Source organism: Arthrobacter sp. AOP29-A2-19, assembly GCF_058138025.1.
The window spans coordinates 2,496,564-2,511,492 of sequence record NZ_CM176894.1 but is presented as its reverse complement, the minus strand read 5'-3'; the positions used below and the strand labels follow the sequence as shown (position 1 = coordinate 2,511,492).

The 14,929-nt window shown below is 70.8% G+C and carries 12 protein-coding genes and 1 riboswitch; of the genes, 5 read left to right on the top strand and 7 right to left on the bottom strand.

What is annotated here, in order from left to right:
- Positions 1-18 precede the first annotated feature (18 nt).
- The 3 genes from AC3ZJJ_RS11580 to AC3ZJJ_RS11570 all read right to left on the bottom strand — a co-directional run bounded on the left by AC3ZJJ_RS11580 (position 19) and on the right by AC3ZJJ_RS11570 (position 5,429).
- Positions 19-1,521: a multicopper oxidase family protein gene (locus tag AC3ZJJ_RS11580; protein ID WP_489891970.1), complete on the bottom strand. Its 1,503-nt coding sequence runs from the start codon at positions 1,519-1,521 to the stop codon at positions 19-21.
- Positions 1,518-1,775, bottom strand: a complete 258-nt coding sequence (locus AC3ZJJ_RS11575; RefSeq protein WP_489891969.1) for an SHOCT domain-containing protein — start codon at positions 1,773-1,775, stop codon at positions 1,518-1,520. Before AC3ZJJ_RS11575 ends, AC3ZJJ_RS11580 begins: the two co-directional genes overlap by 4 nt.
- 219 nt (positions 1,776-1,994) lie before the next feature.
- On the bottom strand, positions 1,995-5,429 hold the full coding sequence (locus AC3ZJJ_RS11570) for a DEAD/DEAH box helicase (RefSeq protein ID WP_489891968.1): 3,435 nt from the start codon (positions 5,427-5,429) through the stop codon (positions 1,995-1,997).
- Between the two features lie 67 nt (positions 5,430-5,496).
- Here AC3ZJJ_RS11570 and AC3ZJJ_RS11565 point away from each other — a divergent pair, with 67 nt between their 5' ends.
- Positions 5,497-6,759, top strand: coding sequence for an LOG family protein (locus tag AC3ZJJ_RS11565; protein WP_489891967.1), 1,263 nt, complete (start codon positions 5,497-5,499; stop codon positions 6,757-6,759).
- Positions 6,760-6,788: 29 nt separating this feature from the next.
- Positions 6,789-7,232, top strand: a complete 444-nt coding sequence (locus AC3ZJJ_RS11560; protein ID WP_489891966.1) for an SRPBCC family protein — start codon at positions 6,789-6,791, stop codon at positions 7,230-7,232.
- On the opposite strand, the gene AC3ZJJ_RS11555 is transcribed toward AC3ZJJ_RS11560, so the two are convergent.
- The 3 genes from AC3ZJJ_RS11555 to AC3ZJJ_RS11545 all read right to left on the bottom strand — a co-directional run bounded on the left by AC3ZJJ_RS11555 (position 7,229) and on the right by AC3ZJJ_RS11545 (position 10,599).
- On the bottom strand, positions 7,229-8,359 hold the full coding sequence (locus AC3ZJJ_RS11555; protein WP_489891965.1) for a VIT1/CCC1 transporter family protein: 1,131 nt from the start codon (positions 8,357-8,359) through the stop codon (positions 7,229-7,231). The genes AC3ZJJ_RS11560 and AC3ZJJ_RS11555 overlap by 4 nt on opposite strands.
- A 236-nt stretch (positions 8,360-8,595) precedes the next feature.
- The gene (locus AC3ZJJ_RS11550; protein ID WP_489891964.1) at positions 8,596-8,907 is read right to left on the bottom strand and encodes a hypothetical protein; all 312 of its coding nucleotides are present in this window, start codon (positions 8,905-8,907) and stop codon (positions 8,596-8,598) included.
- 12 nt (positions 8,908-8,919) lie between these two features.
- Positions 8,920-9,030, bottom strand: a riboswitch (SAM riboswitch).
- A gap of 87 nt (positions 9,031-9,117) precedes the next feature.
- Entirely contained in the window at positions 9,118-10,599 is a 1,482-nt protein-coding gene (locus AC3ZJJ_RS11545; protein ID WP_489895817.1) for a sodium:solute symporter family protein, read from the bottom strand.
- Between the two features lie 192 nt (positions 10,600-10,791).
- Between AC3ZJJ_RS11545 and AC3ZJJ_RS11540 the strand changes: the two genes are divergently transcribed.
- Positions 10,792-11,367 carry a cupin domain-containing protein gene (locus AC3ZJJ_RS11540; RefSeq protein WP_489891963.1) on the top strand — a complete coding sequence of 192 codons (576 nt, stop codon included), beginning with the start codon at positions 10,792-10,794 and terminating at the stop codon, positions 11,365-11,367.
- 20 nt (positions 11,368-11,387) lie between these two features.
- On the opposite strand, the gene AC3ZJJ_RS11535 is transcribed toward AC3ZJJ_RS11540, so the two are convergent.
- On the bottom strand, positions 11,388-11,918 hold the full coding sequence (locus tag AC3ZJJ_RS11535) for a hypothetical protein (protein ID WP_489891962.1): 531 nt from the start codon (positions 11,916-11,918) through the stop codon (positions 11,388-11,390).
- Between the two features lie 167 nt (positions 11,919-12,085).
- Between AC3ZJJ_RS11535 and speB the strand changes: the two genes are divergently transcribed.
- Positions 12,086-13,072 carry an agmatinase gene (gene speB, locus AC3ZJJ_RS11530; RefSeq protein ID WP_489891961.1) on the top strand — a complete coding sequence of 329 codons (987 nt, stop codon included), beginning with the start codon at positions 12,086-12,088 and terminating at the stop codon, positions 13,070-13,072.
- A 26-nt stretch (positions 13,073-13,098) separates the two neighbouring features.
- Positions 13,099-14,805 (top strand): thiamine pyrophosphate-binding protein, encoded by a 1,707-nt coding sequence (locus tag AC3ZJJ_RS11525; protein ID WP_489895815.1) that lies wholly within the window; start codon positions 13,099-13,101, stop codon positions 14,803-14,805.
- Positions 14,806-14,929 lie beyond the last annotated feature (124 nt).

The window sequence follows — 14,929 nt, the reverse complement described above, 5'->3', positions numbered from 1 at the left end:
CGCCACCGTAAAGCTGCGTCACGTGCCGTCGCTTCCCGTCGCTTCCCGGACGGCCTGCACCGTGCCCATCATTCCCAAGTCCTCGTGGTCGAGGATGTGGCAGTGGAAGACCGAGCGGCCGGGGAAGTCGTCGAAGGCGATCAGGACGGTGACCGCACCGTTCGCCGGAACGTTGACTACGTCCTTCCACAGCGGGTCAGCATGGTCCCCGTCCGCATCGCGGAGCACCTGCATGGGCCACACGTGCAGGTGCAGGGGGTGGTCCATGGGACTGCTGTTGACCAGCGTCCATTCCTCCACGGTGCCCACGGACACCGTCTGGTCGGTACGCCCGGGGTCGAACTGCTTGCCGTCGATCAGGAAGGCCATGTGGGCGTCGTCCGCGCCGCCACCCATTCCGAAGCCCATGCCGCCCATCCCCATCGAAAGCTCCACGCGGCGCCTCCTGGCCAGCGGCTGCGCCCGAAGGTCGCGCTGGCGGACGGTCGGCGGGGCGGCAAAACCGGAAGCGGCCGCGTCGCCGGGCACGCCGACGGAGAACAGCTCGGCCGGGCGACTTCCGACCGGGTCGTTGCCGCCCATCATGGCACCCATGGTGCCCCGCGCGTGGCCCGCGGTCCGCAGCGTGGCGCCGCCCGGCCCGACGGTCGCCAATAGGTCCGCCCGGTTGCCGGGCGCCAGCAGCAAGTCGTCCGCCGGGCTCGGCGCCGGCAGCCGGTGGCCGTCGAGCGCCAAGACCTGCATCCGGCCGCCGTCCAGTCGCAGGCGCAGGTATCGCGCAGGACACGCGTTGACGACGCGCCACAGCTCCCGGTCCCCGGCGGCCGCGGACGCGGCGGGCCGGAACTGGCCGTTGACCAGGACGATCGCGCCCTCACGTCCGGTCATGCGCTCGGCCGGCGACGGGTCCCGGAGCCTCCCGCCGGGGCCGAGCGAGACGTCCGAGACGATCAGCACGCGGTCCCGGGTGACGGGGACATCCTCCACGTCGGCCAGGACCACGATGGCGCCGTAGAGGCCGGCCGCGAGCTGGGCGGCGGCGCGTCCGTGGTGGTGGGGGTGGTACCAGAACGTGCCGGCGGAATGGTTGCGCGGGAGGGTATGGGAGTAGTCGAAGGAACCGCCGGGCGGGATGCTGACGAACGGGTTGTCGCCGTGGCCGGCAGGGGAGACGTGCAGGCCGTGCACGTGCAGGTTGGTGGGCTCCTGGAGCCGGTTGGCCACGTTGATCCGGAGGCTGTCCCCCGGCCGCACGCGCAGTGTGGGCCCGGGGAGGGTCCCGTTGAACAGCCACATCGACGCGGTCCGGCCGCCGATGGCGGTCCGCGAGGGACCGGCCTCGAGCCTGACGTCCAACAGCCCGTCTGCGCCTTCCAGGGCCGGCGGCTCGATCAGGGCGGCGCCGGCTTCGGCGTCGGTGCCGTCCCCGCCGGCGAGCAGCAACCCGCCTCCGCCGACGACCACGGCGCCCGTCCCGGTCAGGGCCAGGACAAGCGCCTGGCGGCGGCTGACCGGCTTCAACGATCCGCCTCGCGCAGAGTGCGCAAACGCTCCTGGTACTCCTCGGTGGTCAGCTCGCCGCGGGCGTAGCGTTCGCGGAGGATCTCGAGCGGGCGTTTCGCCGCCTCGCCCGGGCCGGCCCCATGCCGGGTGGACATGCCGCCGCCGAGCAGGCGGACGAGCAGCACGATCAGGATGGCCAGGCCGACGAGCAGCAGGATCCAGAAGACCCACATCCAGCCCGTCATCCAGAAGCCGTTGCTGTAGTTCATCATCCCGGGCGCCTCCCTGCGCAAGCACGGGCCATCCTTTTCCCCGCCCTTGGGCGGGGCGCCGTCTCCGATCGGCGGCCATGGCCGGACACTGCTAGGATCCCACCCGGGCGCACGAAAGACACTGCCTGCGGGCACCGAAGTGTGGCCCGCGGGCACCCGTTCGTGGCGCGGACCCGGACCCGCGCCGGGGAGCCGCGTTCCCTGGGCGCCGTGCCGCCGCTAGTCCTTGAGCAGGTCGCGGATGTCCTGGGCCGTCATCGCCGAACCGAAGCCCTCGCCGTCGTCCATGACCGATGAGATCAGCTGCCGCTTGGCGTCCTGCAGCGCCACGACCTTCTCCTCGATCGTGTCCTTGGCGACCATCCGGTAGACCATGACGTTGCGGGTCTGGCCGATGCGGTGCGCTCGGTCAACGGCCTGCGACTCGGCGGCCGGGTTCCACCACGGATCCAGCAGGAAGCAATAGTCGGCCTCCGTCAGGTTCAGCCCGAACCCACCCGCCTTCAGCGAGATCAGGAACACCGGCGACTTGCCGGACTTGAACTCGTTGATGACGTCCGCGCGGTTGCGGGTGGAGCCGTCCAGGTACGCGTACTCGACGTTCTCCTCCGCCAGACGCGTGGCGGCCTTCTTCAGGAACGAGGTGAACTGGCTGAACACGAGCGCCCGGTGTCCCTCGGCGAGAACGTCCTCCAGCTGCTCGAACAGGACGTCCAGCTTGGCCGACGGCACCCCCGCGTACTCAGCGTCCACCAGGGAGGCGTCCAAAGAGAGCATCCGCAGGGTGGTCAGCGACTGGAAGATCGTGAACCGGTTCTTGTCCATGTCCTCGACCAGGCGCAGGATCTTCTGCCGTTCCCGCTGCAGGTGGGTGTCGTAGATCTTCCGGTGCCTGGGCGCCAGCTCCACGTGCAGGACCTGCTCCTGCTTCGGCGGGAGATCGGTGACGACGGCGGACTTGGTGCGGCGGAGCATAAACGGCCGGATCCGCCTCCGGAGCCTGGCCAGCGGCTCGTCCAGCCCCTGTTTCTCGATGGGGCGCTGGTACTGCTCCGCGTAGCGCAGCCCGGAGGGGAAGAGGCCGGGGGAGACGATCGCGAAGATCGACCACAGCTCCATCAGGTTGTTCTCCATGGGTGTGCCCGTGATGGCCAGCTTGAAGCGGGCGTTCAGGTCGCGGGCGGCGTGGTGCGCCTTGGTGGCCTTGTTCTTTACGAACTGGGCCTCGTCGAGGATCAGCCCGGCCCATGCGACCGAGTGGTAGGCGTCGGCGTCCAGGCGGAACAGCGTGTAGGAGGTGACCACCACGTCGAATTCATCCGCCAGCGACGCGAGCGACCGCGGCGCGCGCGCCTGGGTGTCGGCGACGATCGCGACCTTGAGGTCCGGCGCGAAGCGCGCCGCCTCGTCGGCCCAGTTGGACACCACAGAGGTCGGCGCCACCACTAGGAACGGCCCGGGGACCAACGACGTGGACGACGCGGGTGCCCCCGCGGCCGCGGCCGCGACCTGGCCCGGCGACGGCGGTGCCGCCGACCCCGCCGTCGCCCACTGCTCTTTCGCGTGAAGAATCAGGGCCAGGGTCTGGATCGTCTTGCCGAGGCCCATGTCGTCGGCGAGGACACCTCCGAGGCCGTTGCGCCAGAGCATGGCCAGCCAGTCGAATCCCTCGCGCTGGTAGGGCCGAAGCTCCGCGTGCAGGCCCGCCGGCAGTGCGACCGGGCCGGTCTCGGCCACGTTGAGCAGCGAGGCAACGCCCGTGTACCAGGAATCCGGGCCCTCCGTGTGGGCGGCCAGTTCGTCGAGCTCCTCCCAGAGCGAGGCCTGATAGCGCGTGATGCGCAGCTCGTTGGGCTTGTCGTGCAGCTGCGAGGCCTCCGTGACAAGCTCGCGGAGCTTGTCGAACAGCGGGTGCTCGAGCGAGAAGTACGTTTTGTCCGGCAGCAGCATGCGCGTCTGCCCGCGGGAGAGCGCGCGCAGGATGTCGCTGAACGGCAGCCGGCGCTCGCCGACCGCGATGACGAGTCCCAGGTCGAACCAGTCGCGGCGCTCGGATTCGACCGTGGTGATGGTCAGCTCCGGCGCCTCGGTCAGCTCCCGGTATTCGGGTTCCTTCCCCGTGGCGACGACGTCGACGCCCTCCAGATCCTTGAGGGCAGGCAGGATCCTGCGGACGAAGTCGACCGTGTCCAGGCCGCGCAGCGTCCGCGGCGCCAGCACACGACCGGCCAGGGCGGGGGACTCTTCGAGAACGGCCAGGGCGGCGTTTTCGAGGGCGGTCTCCGCCTCCGCGTCGCGCGTGTCCGCGTCCACGGGCACCGGTCCGTAGTCGAAGTCCCAATCCAGCTCGGCGGCGTCTCCGCCGGGGTACTTGACGCGCAGCAGGAGCTTCGGCGGAAGGATGTCTGGCAGGGCGACCGAGCGGTCCGGGCTGACGACGGCGATGCGGCGGCCCAGCCTCGGATACACCTTGGCGATGAAGTCAGGGACGTCGGCGGCAGGGACCTCGATGGACTCCGGCCGCCTGAGCAGCTCCAGTTCGGTGGGGTCGAGGCGCCCCTCGACCGGGGACAGGACGATCAGCGAACCGTCGGCGCTGCCCGCGTACACGCCGTGGTTGCCGATGGCGCCGGCCGGGACCTGCGGCTCCAGGGCCACGACCTGGCCGTCGATGGACAGCGTGGGAACCAGCGACAATCCGGAACCGTCGCCGCCGTCGCCGTCGCCGTCGGATTCCGGGCGGAAGGCGGACAACGCGACGGCTGCCGGCGAACCGAGCACAACCGCGGTGTCCGCGCGGCTGCCGATGAGGGCGATGCCGAGCTCGGCCGATTCGCCCAGCAGCGCCCAGAACAGCGGCGAACTAAACTCGTCCAGGTACAGCCAGTCGTTGTCCTCGCCGAAGTAGAGCTGCCCGTTGGCGCGGTAGAGCGGCACAAACTGGCAGAACCAGCGGTGCTGCTCCGGGTCGAGGTTGAGCCCGTAGGTCTTGAAGCTGATGGTGTTCCAGCGCAGGTTTCCGCGGACCCACCGCCCGTTCCCGGACTGGACCATCGGCCGCACGCCGAGGCGCCAGCGGTGGGCGGCGGCGCGCTGGTGCCCGACGCCGGACCCCGGCGCCCATTGGCGGTGTGCCTGAAGCGTGGTGTCTTGCAGCTCGAACTGCAGGGCCATGGACTGAACGTGCACCTTGTCGCCGGGCTTTTGGCCGCGGTTGGCGGCCGCGGCGGCCGTTGCGGTGGCGGTGGCAGCCCTCGCGCCGGCGCCGAGCAGGCCGTTCAGGCTCTCCTGCCAGGCCGGTGCCGCGGGGGCGGCCGCGGTGTTTTCGAAGAAGACGTCCCGCGAGCGCAGGTGCAGCGTGTTGGAGTGAATCATCAGGGCGGCGCCGTGTTTACAGTTGGTGCCCACCGGGCAGCTGCAGCTGCTGCCGGAGACCACCCACGCGTCCTTCTTGCGGGCCAGCGAGACCGAGCAGCTGTAGGCCGGGATTTCCGTTCCCTGGACCCTGCCGGTCAGGCGCTCCGCGGAAGGGTCCCACGCGAAGTCCCTGATGTGTTCCGTGTTGGCATAGGCCTTGCCGCGGGTGAACGCTGCGCCGCCGACGACACGCAGGATTTCACGTGCGTCGACGAGGGGAAATTCGGGTTCGGCCATCCTCCTATCGTTTCACGCCCGCGCCGTGCACGACGAACCGGCGCCGTCGCCGTCATAGGGTGGCTGCATGAACGCGTCGCCGGCCCTGCACCCCGTACCTCGCCAGCTGGACATCGACTCCCTGGAGTCCTTCGATTCCCACGCCGGGGCCAGCCTCGGCAGGCCGCCCGGGCGCTCCCGGGGAGTGATGAGCGGATGGCACGTCCAGTCGGTTGACCTGCGCGGGCGGGCCGCGTCGCTGCGGGGCCTCGATCCGGCCGGCGCCGTGTTCATGGGGTGCTCGCTGCCTCCGGGCCTCGAGGAGTCGCTCCGCTCGCGTGGCGGCCTGGTGTTTCCCGCGCTGCCGGGCATCCCGTTCGAGACCCGCCGCGCCGGCCTTTACACGGCCGGCGAGCTATACGCGGGCATCGACGAGGCGGAATACGAGTCGACGCCGGACGCCAGGCTGTACGCGTGGGGCCACCAGCTGCTCGGCGGTGCTGTTGGCATCGGTGGAGGGCCCGGCGTCCTCGACGCGGCGCAGGCGGTGAGGCTGCGCGGCCACGCCGTGGAGGTTGAAGACAACGCGACGGACCAAGACCTGGCCGTCGCGTCCGCCCTGGCCGCGACCCTGCACGACCACGCCATCGGGACGGCGTTGGACGCCGCACTCGCCGGGGACTTGGCGGGACGGCGGCTGGTCGGCGTGATGGGCGGGCACCGCGCGGCCCGTGGATCCGCCGAATACCGCGAGGCCGTGCTGCTGGGCCGCGGGCTGGCGGGGGCCGGCTACACGGTCGCCACGGGAGGCGGTCCGGGCGCGATGGAGGCGGCGAACCTGGGGGCGTATCTGGCCGCGGCCACCGGCGGCGAGCTGGAGGACGCTCTGGTCACGCTGGCCGCGGCGTCGTCCTACCGCCCGTCCGTGACCGCCTGGGCGCGGGCCGCGGGCGAGGTGCTGCGGCGCCACCCGCGGGGAACCGCGAACCTGGGGATCCCGACGTGGTTCTACGGCCACGAGCCGCCAAACCTGTTCGCGACCCACATCGCGAAGTACTTCGCCAACGCGATCCGCGAAGCCGTCCTGTTGGCCAAGTGCGACGGCGGCATTGTGTTCCTCCCCGGGGCCGCGGGCACCGTGCAGGAGGTCTTCCAGGACGCCTGCGAGAACTACTACGGCACCCCGGACACGATCCGCCCCATGGTGCTGGTCGGCGTCGAACACTGGACCACGCGGTTGCCGGCGTGGCCGCTCCTGCGGGCGCTGGCGGCGGAGCGCGAGATGGCGGGGTCGGTCCACCTCGTGGAGACGGAGGCCGAGGCCGTCGCCCTCCTGGCGCGTCTCGGCTAGCTCCCAACCGCCGGCCCTACACTGGGGCGATGGACACCTCCCCCTTTCTCCAGTCGCGCCAGAGATTCGTCCCGGCGCCGCCGTCGGACGTGTTCGAGCTCCTCGCCGACCCGGCCATGCACCCGGTGATCGACGGCTCGGGAACGGTGCGGGCCGCCCGCCCCGACGGCCCGGCCCGGCTGGGTCCGGGCGCCGAGTTCGGCATGGACATGCGACTGGGGGTGCCGTACCGCATCAGCAACACGGTGGTTGAGTTCGAGGACGGCCGGCGGATCGCCTGGCGCCACTTCAGCGGCCACCGCTGGCGCTACGAGCTGGAGCCGGCCGACGGCGGCACACTGGTCCGCGAGACATGGGACGCCAGCCGGCTCAAACACAAGTGGGTCCTGCGCGTGATGGGCTTCACCAGAAACACCCCGGGCAACATGGAGCGCACGCTCGAGCGCCTGGCCGGCCACTTCGAGGGCCGTTAGGCGATGCTGGTCCCGAAGAGCAGCCCGAGCGCGTAGGTCACGGCGGCCGCGCCGAGGCCGATCGCCAGCTGGCGCAGTCCGCGTTTGGCGGGGGAGGCCCCGGAGAGCAGGCCCACCACGCCGCCCGTCAGCAGCAGCGCCAGTCCCACCAGAACGACGGCGACCAGCACGGCGGTCCCGCCGGTCAGTCCAAGGATGTACGGCAGGATGGGGATCAGCGCGCCGGAGGCGAAGAAGCAGAAGCTGGCGCTGGCCGCGCCCAGGGCCGATCCCACGGTTTCGTGGTCCGCCGCGGTGTCCGCCTCGCGCTCGGGGTGCAGCGACAGCGACGGGTTGCAGTCGCAGCTGAAATAGCCCATCCGCTCCGCGGCGCGGTGCTCGGCGTCCTCGTCGCTCATGCCGCGGGCCTTGTAGACCAGGACCAGCTCGTTGGCGTCGAGGTCCAGGTCGGGTGCCGCGGAGAGCGTGACCTGCGTGGGCTGCGAGGCGAAGAGCAGCTCGCGCTGGGAGCGCACGGAGACGTATTCGCCCGCCGCCATGGACAGGGCCCCCGCCAGCAGGCCGGCGACGCCGGAGAACAGCACCAGCGCGTTGGAGACTCCCGTGGCGCCGATGCCCATCACCAGCGCGAGGTTTGAGACGAGTCCGTCGTTGGCGCCGAACACCGCCGCCCGGAAGTTCCCGGAGAGCCGGTTGCGCCCGCGCGTCGCCAGGCCGCGGACCACCTCCTCGTGCACCAGCTCGTCGGCGGCCATCTGGCGGGTCGCGTCCTGGTCCACGGCATAGGGGGAGTTTCCCTCGGCCCGCTGGGCCAGCGCCAGCACAAAAACCGAGCCGAAGTGGCGGGCCAGGAAACGGAGCAGGATCCGCCGAATGGACGGGCGGACCTTGCGGTCCGCGCGCTCGCCGAGCATGGTTCGCCAGTGCAGTTCGTGGCGCCGCTCGGCTTCGGCGAGGCCCAGGAGGATCTGGCGTTCCTCGCCCTCGCGGTTTGCCGCCAGTTCGCGGTAGACGGCGCCCTCGGCGCGCTCGTCGGCCAGGTACTTGCGCCAACGGCGGACGTCGCGGTGGGTGGGGGTGCGGGAGACGGCGGCGGTCTCGACCGGGCTGGATTGGTCCGGGGTCATCAGGGTCCTTGGGTTCGGTTCGTGTCCCGATTGGTACTCGGGAGGCAACGGCCAAGGAATGTTTGGGGTACGGCAAACCTCGGACCGCCGCCGGCGGGCCGAAGGTCTCGCTCGCCCGGACGCCTGGTCCGGGTGGACTGCCGGGTCACGCGCGGTGACCAGTATGTCGACAAGTCCGCTGCCGCCGTCGTGCCCGTTGCCGGGCCGGGGCGGGCCTGGAACTACTCCCCTTCAGCCTACGAGTATACCCGGGGCGGGCCGTCGGGCGCGGACGGGCAGGTCCAGGAGGGCCAAGGCGGTCGCCGAACCGTGCGGCTCCCCGTGGCGGCGGTCCGGACGGTGAGTGTTCCGCTGCGCGGATCAAAGCGCGGCCGGCCGACGGCGTTGGCCAGGGCGTCGGTGAGCGCCCGGGGTCCTTCGGCCAGGTAGTGGTGCCACCGTCCGTCCACGCGGAGGGAGACGGTGCCCAGGGTGGAGTCGAGGATCGGCACGACGCCGACACCAACGTCACCGTCGTCGTCTTTCTGGCGTGGCTTGCTGGCGGTCACGGGCGGCCTTCCGGTGGACTCTTGCCGCGGGCCCCGCCGCGGCGGCCGCTTCCTCATCCGAACCACCCGTGAACCCGGGGTTGGTGCGCGGCCAGTCGGAGCTTGGCGCCGCATCTCGTGAAGCTGCAGAAATCGTAACCCCGCGCCGGCCGGTGGCCGGAGCGGGGTTACGCGGGTTGGCCGGAGGGGCCGTGTGCGTTGGGCGGCGCGCTACCGGGCGCGGTGCTCCTCGAATTGCACACCCTCGACGTCCACGCGGCCGGCGACGCGTTCCCGCCAGGCGTGGGCGACCTCCTCCCGGGTGGCCGGGGTCAACAGGCTGGCCGCCACGTAGACGACGATCGACGCGGCCAGGCCGAGGTAGATCGGCTCGTTCGCGTAGATGCCGCCGTACTGCTCCTCGGCATTGATCTCCAACACGATCATCGTTGTCAGGGTCACGACGGTTCCGGCGGCCATGGACAGGGCGGCGCCGATCCCGTTGCCGCGCCTCCAGACCAATCCGCCCAGGATCGCGACGAGCAGGCCGCCGACCAGAATGTCGTAGGCGATGGTCAGCGCCGCCACGACGTCCTTGACGATGATGGCCAGGACGATGGAGACGACGCCGAGGCCCAGCACCCAGTAGCGGTTCGCCTGCACGTCGTGCTCCGGGTTCCGGCCCGAGTTCACGTCGATGGTCTTGCCGAACCAGCCGGCGACGAACGGCGTGACGTCGGTGCGCGCGACTGTGGCGGCGGCGATCAACGCGCCGGAGGCCGTGGACATCATCGCGGCGACCGCGGCCGCGAGGACCAGTCCGCCGACCGCGACGGGCAGCAGGTTCATGGCGACCTCCGCGTAGACCACGTCCTTGCCGAGGTTCGCGACGTCGATCTCCGGCAGCGCCACGCGGGCGGCCATGCCGATCACCGCGCCGGCGATGCCGTAGAGGACGCAGTAGATTCCGGCCGTTGCGCCGCCCCACCGGGCCACCGTAGGGGTCTTGGCCGTGAAGACGCGCTGCCAGATGTCCTGGCCGATCAGCAGTCCGAGCGTGTACACGACGAAGTAGGTGACGATCGTCTGCGCGCCGATGCCGTCCCACTGGAAGAAGGACGCCTCGACTCGGTCGCGGATGCCGCCGAAGCCCCCGGCCGCGTTGAGCGCGAACGGCAGCATCAGCAGGAAGACGCCGACGGTCTTGATCACGAACTGCACCTGGTCGGCCAGGGTGATGGACCACATGCCGCCGATCGTGGAATAGACCAGCACGATCGCGCCGCCGATGGCGATGGCGAGCCAACGTTCCCAGCCGAACAGCACCACGAAAATCGTGGCGTAGGCGCCGGTGGAGGTGGCGCAGAGCATCAGCGTGTACGCGAGCATCACGATCGCAGAGGTGTTGGTGGCGTTCTTGCTCCCGTAGCGCAGGGTCAGCATCTGCGAGACGGTGTAGATCTTCAGCCGCTGGAGCGTCGGCGCGAACAGCAGGCTCAGGAGCAGGACGCCGACGCCGATCGCGATGACCAGCCACGCGCCGGAGATGCCCCACCGGTAGCCCAGGCCGACGCCGCCGACCGTGGACGCCCCGCCGAGCACGACGGCGGCCATGGTTCCGGTGTAGAGGAAGGGTCCCAGGCGGCGACCCGCCACGAGGTAGTCGGAGGAGTTCTTGGTCCGGGACTTGCCCCACCAGCCGAAGAGGAGCATGGCGGCCAGATAGGCGATGACGATTGCTGCGTTGACGAATTCCACGGTTGTGCCCTTCGGGAACGGGGAGAGGGGATTTCATCTTGGTAAACAGATGTTGCCCGCTAGGTTAGATGTGATCGGGGTTACCCGTCAATTGACCTAAGCTGGATCACAATCTATTTGCCCCTTTGAGCCCCGGAGACGCCGACGATGAAGGCCCTGCCCGTCGAACCCAGCAACGAGCCCGTGGCCATCGGTTCGCGCATCCGCGCCGCCCGTCACGCGCAGCGCCTGACGATCGAGCAGGTGGCCGCGTCCACCGGCCTGACCAAGGGCTTCCTTTCACGGGTCGAACGCGACCTGACGTCGCCGTCCGTCGCTTCGCTCGTGACGCTGTGCCAGGTGCTGTCCGTCTCCGTGGGGGAGCTCTTCGCCCAGCCGGAGACGCACGTTGTCCGGCTGGCCGACGCCCCGCGCATCTCGCTCGGCGGGCAAGGGATTGTGGAGCGGCTGCTGACCGCGCGCTCCGAGCGGCGCCTCCAGGTGATCCGCGCGGTGGTCGAGCCTCGCGGGAAGGGCGAGGCCGAGCTCTACTCGGTGGACTGCGAGGCGGAGGTGCTGCACGTCGTCTCCGGCCGGTTCGTCATCGTCTTCTCGAACGAGCGCTTCGAACTCGAGGCCGGGGACTCCGTGACCTTCCCTGGGCGCGAGCCCCACTCGTGGGTCAATCCCACGGACGAGGAGACGGTCGTCATCTGGACGCTCGTCCCCGCCGCGTCCCGCTAGGATCCGGCCCTAGTCGGGCGTCAGCGCCGCAGCGCCGCCGGCCGCGGGAGGTCCATTGCCTCCAGCAGGTCGCCCAGCAGGCGGTCGAGCTCGAAGCCGGCCTGCGTGACCTTGTTGATTCCGAAGCCCGCCAGCTGGACTCCTGGCTGCTCGAACGTCAGCACCGTGCCGCCCCGTCTCCCTGCGTGCATCTCCAGCCGCAGCGGAAAGTGGACCATGGTGGCCGGATCGTACCGAAACAGCTGCGCCTGGATGGTGAGGCTGCCGAGCAGGTAGCTGACGCTGTCGGTTCCGCTGCCCGCGAGCCGCATCAGCCGGCCGGGGTCGTTGGTGGCGACGCGGCAGAGCCCGTAGAGGGCCGCGGCCTCGGCGCCGCGGCGGAGGGCGTCCCAGCCGGCGGCCTCCGCGGCCGGGTCCGGCAGGCCGTCGAGGTCCAGCGCCGGAACCAGGTTCTCCAGGCTTCGCCGCAGATCGCGCAGGGACGCCGGGGTGGAGACGGAAATGCGGCGTGCGGAGTACTCGGTGGTGGTCTCGCTGGCCTCGTAGCTCACGGTATCCAACCTATGCGATGCTCGGACCTTGACCGTGACGTACGACGCAAATAGCATTGAAGAAAACGAATGTTGCCCATTTGGCAACATGGGTGGGCGGTGCCCGGCAGGACCGGCCGCCGCCCCGCACACCGATTCGGCGCCGTCAGCGCCACGCGAGGAGAACCATGGAAGAGATCCGCATCGAGGCCAACGGGAACATCGGGCCGATCGACTCCGCCCGGATCCCCCGCTTCGCCGGCGCGGCGACCTACGCCCGCCTGCCGCGGCTGGACCAGGTGGGCGCGGCCGACATCAAGGTGGTCGGCGTCCCCTTCGACGCCGGTGTCTCCTACCGCCCCGGGGCGCGCTTCGGAGCCAACCACGTGCGGGAGTCCTCCCGCCTGCTGCGGCCCTACAACCCGGCCCTGGACGTCAGCCCCTTCGAGAACGTGCAGGTTGCCGACGCCGGGGACATGGCGGTTAACCCGTTCAACATCAACGAGGCGATCGAGACCATCCAGCACAACGCGCTGGACCTCACGGCGGACGGCGCCTCCCTGCTGACCATCGGGGGGGACCACACGATCGCCCTTCCCCTGCTGCGCGCGGCCGCGGAGCGCGCGGGGGAGCCCGTGGCCATGCTGCACTTCGACGCGCACCTGGACACCTGGGACACGTACTTCGGTGCGGAGTACACGCACGGCACTCCCTTCCGGCGCGCGGTCGAGGAGGGCATCCTGGACACGGAGGCCATCTCCCACGTCGGCACGCGCGGGCCCCTCTACGGCAAGAAGGACCTTGACGACGACCGTCGCTTCGGCTTCGGCATCGTCACGAGCGCCGACGTCTACCACCAGGGCGTCGTGGAGGTGGTTGCCAAGCTCCGCGACCGCATCGGCAACCGCCCCCTGTACATCTCGGTCGACATCGACGTCCTGGACCCGGCGCACGCGCCCGGCACCGGAACCCCGGAGGCCGGCGGCATCACGAGCCGGGAACTGCTCGAGATCCTGCGCGGGATGCGCGGGATGAACCTCGTCGGCGCCGACGTCGTCGAGGTTGCGCCCGCCTACGACCACGCGGAGATCACCGGCGTCGCGGCGTCCCACGTGGCCTACGACCTCGTCTCCCTGATGGCGGACAAGCGCGCCACGGAACGGAAGGACGCCTAGTGAACACGAACCAGACCACCGGCACCCTGGTCGGCGCCCCGACGTCGGCCCTCGCCAAGGAAAACCGCAACGGCGGCGACCTGGTGATCGAGACCCTCGAGGCGTTGGGGGCGCGCACCGTTTTCGGGATACCCGGGCAGCACGCGCTGGGACTCTTCGATGCGCTCTCCCGCTCCGGGCTGCACTTCGTCTCCTCGCGCGTGGAGAACAACTCGGCCTTCGCCGCAGACGGCTACTCCCGGGCCACCGGCGAGGTCGGGGTCCTGTTCCTCTCCACGGGCCCGGGCGCGCTGACTTCCCTGGCCGGGCTGCAGGAGGCCTACGCCACCGGCGTTCCCATGGTGGTTGTCGCCAGCCAGATCCCACTGGTCGGGCTCGGCGCGCGGCGCAAGGGGATGCTGCACCAGCTGGACGACCAGAAGGCGTCCGCCGCCAACGTGACGAAGAGCCAGCGCACCGTGCACCACGCGTCAGGCATCCCGTCCGCCATCCAGGACGCCTGGGCGGACGCGATCACCGTGCCGCAGGGGCCCGTGTGGGTCGAGGTGCCGCAGGATGTGCTGCTCGCGCCCGTGTTTGTCCCGCCGGTCGCCGACGCCCTCGCGGAGGCGTACGAGCATCCGCCGCGGGTGGAGCTCATCAACGAGGCCGTCCGGTGGCTTGCCGAGGCCAAGCGGCCGGCGATCGTCGCCGGTGGCGGAGTCCGCCGCGCGGGGGCCAGGGCGGCGCTGCTGAGCGTGGCGGAGAAGCTGCGCGCCCCGGTGGTGTGTTCGCCCGGGGGCAACGGCGCGTTCCCGTGGGAGCACCCGCTGAGCCTGCAGTCGTGGGTCGAGGACCGGCATGTGACGGAGGTCCTCGAGGAGGCCGACGTGCTGATCGTCGTCGGATCTTCGCTGGGGGAGGTGACCTCCAACTACTTCACGCTGGAGCCGCGCGGCCACCTCATCCAGATCGACGCCGAGCCGCGCGTCCTGGAGTCCAACCGTCCCGCGCTGGGAATCCGCGCAGACGCCCGCGCCGCGCTGGAGTACCTGGACAAGGCGCTCGGCGGGCCGGACGGGGACGGCGGCCCGGACTGGGGCGGCAAGTCGCCGGAGGAGGTTGTGGAGTCCACGCTGGCCAAGGTGGTGGCCAGGCTCGATGCGCAGGACCTGGGCAAGGAACGCGCCTTTATGGCGGACATCCGCGCCGCCGTGCCGGACCCGATGCAGACGTTCTGGGACATGACGATCTCCGCGTACTGGGGCTGGAGCTGCTGGGACGCGCGGTCCGGGGAGTTCCACTCTGCGCAGGGCGCGGGCGGCCTGGGCTACGGTTTCCCGTCGGCGATCGGCGGCGCGATCGGCCTGGCCGTCGCCGGCAAGACCGGAATCGAGGGCCGTGTGCTGGCCGTGTCCGGCGACGGGTCGGCCATGTACTCCATCGCCGAGCTGGCCACGGCCAAGCAGCACAACGTCCCTGTGACGTGGCTGATCGTGGACGACGGGGGCTACGGGATCCTGCGCGAGTACATGGTCGGGGCGTTCGGCAAGGCCACCGCCACCGAACTGGCCCGCCCCGACTTCGTGGCGCTGGCCGAGTCGTTCGGCGTGCCGGCCCGCCGCGTGGCGCCGGGGGACGTGCGCTCCGCGCTGGAGGAGTCCTTCGCCGCCGAGGGGCCCAACGTCATCGTCGTCGAGACGCTGCTGCGGATGTTCGCGCCGACGCACCTGGACGCGGCCGCGGGGGCGTAGCGGCCGGGCAGCCGGCGGCCGACCTGGTCGCTCGGACTGGGAACGCGTGGCCGGGCATCTGGCGTCCGTGCTGGCGGGGCGGGCACCAGGTCCGTTCAGCTTCGCGAGATTGTGCTCTTGACCT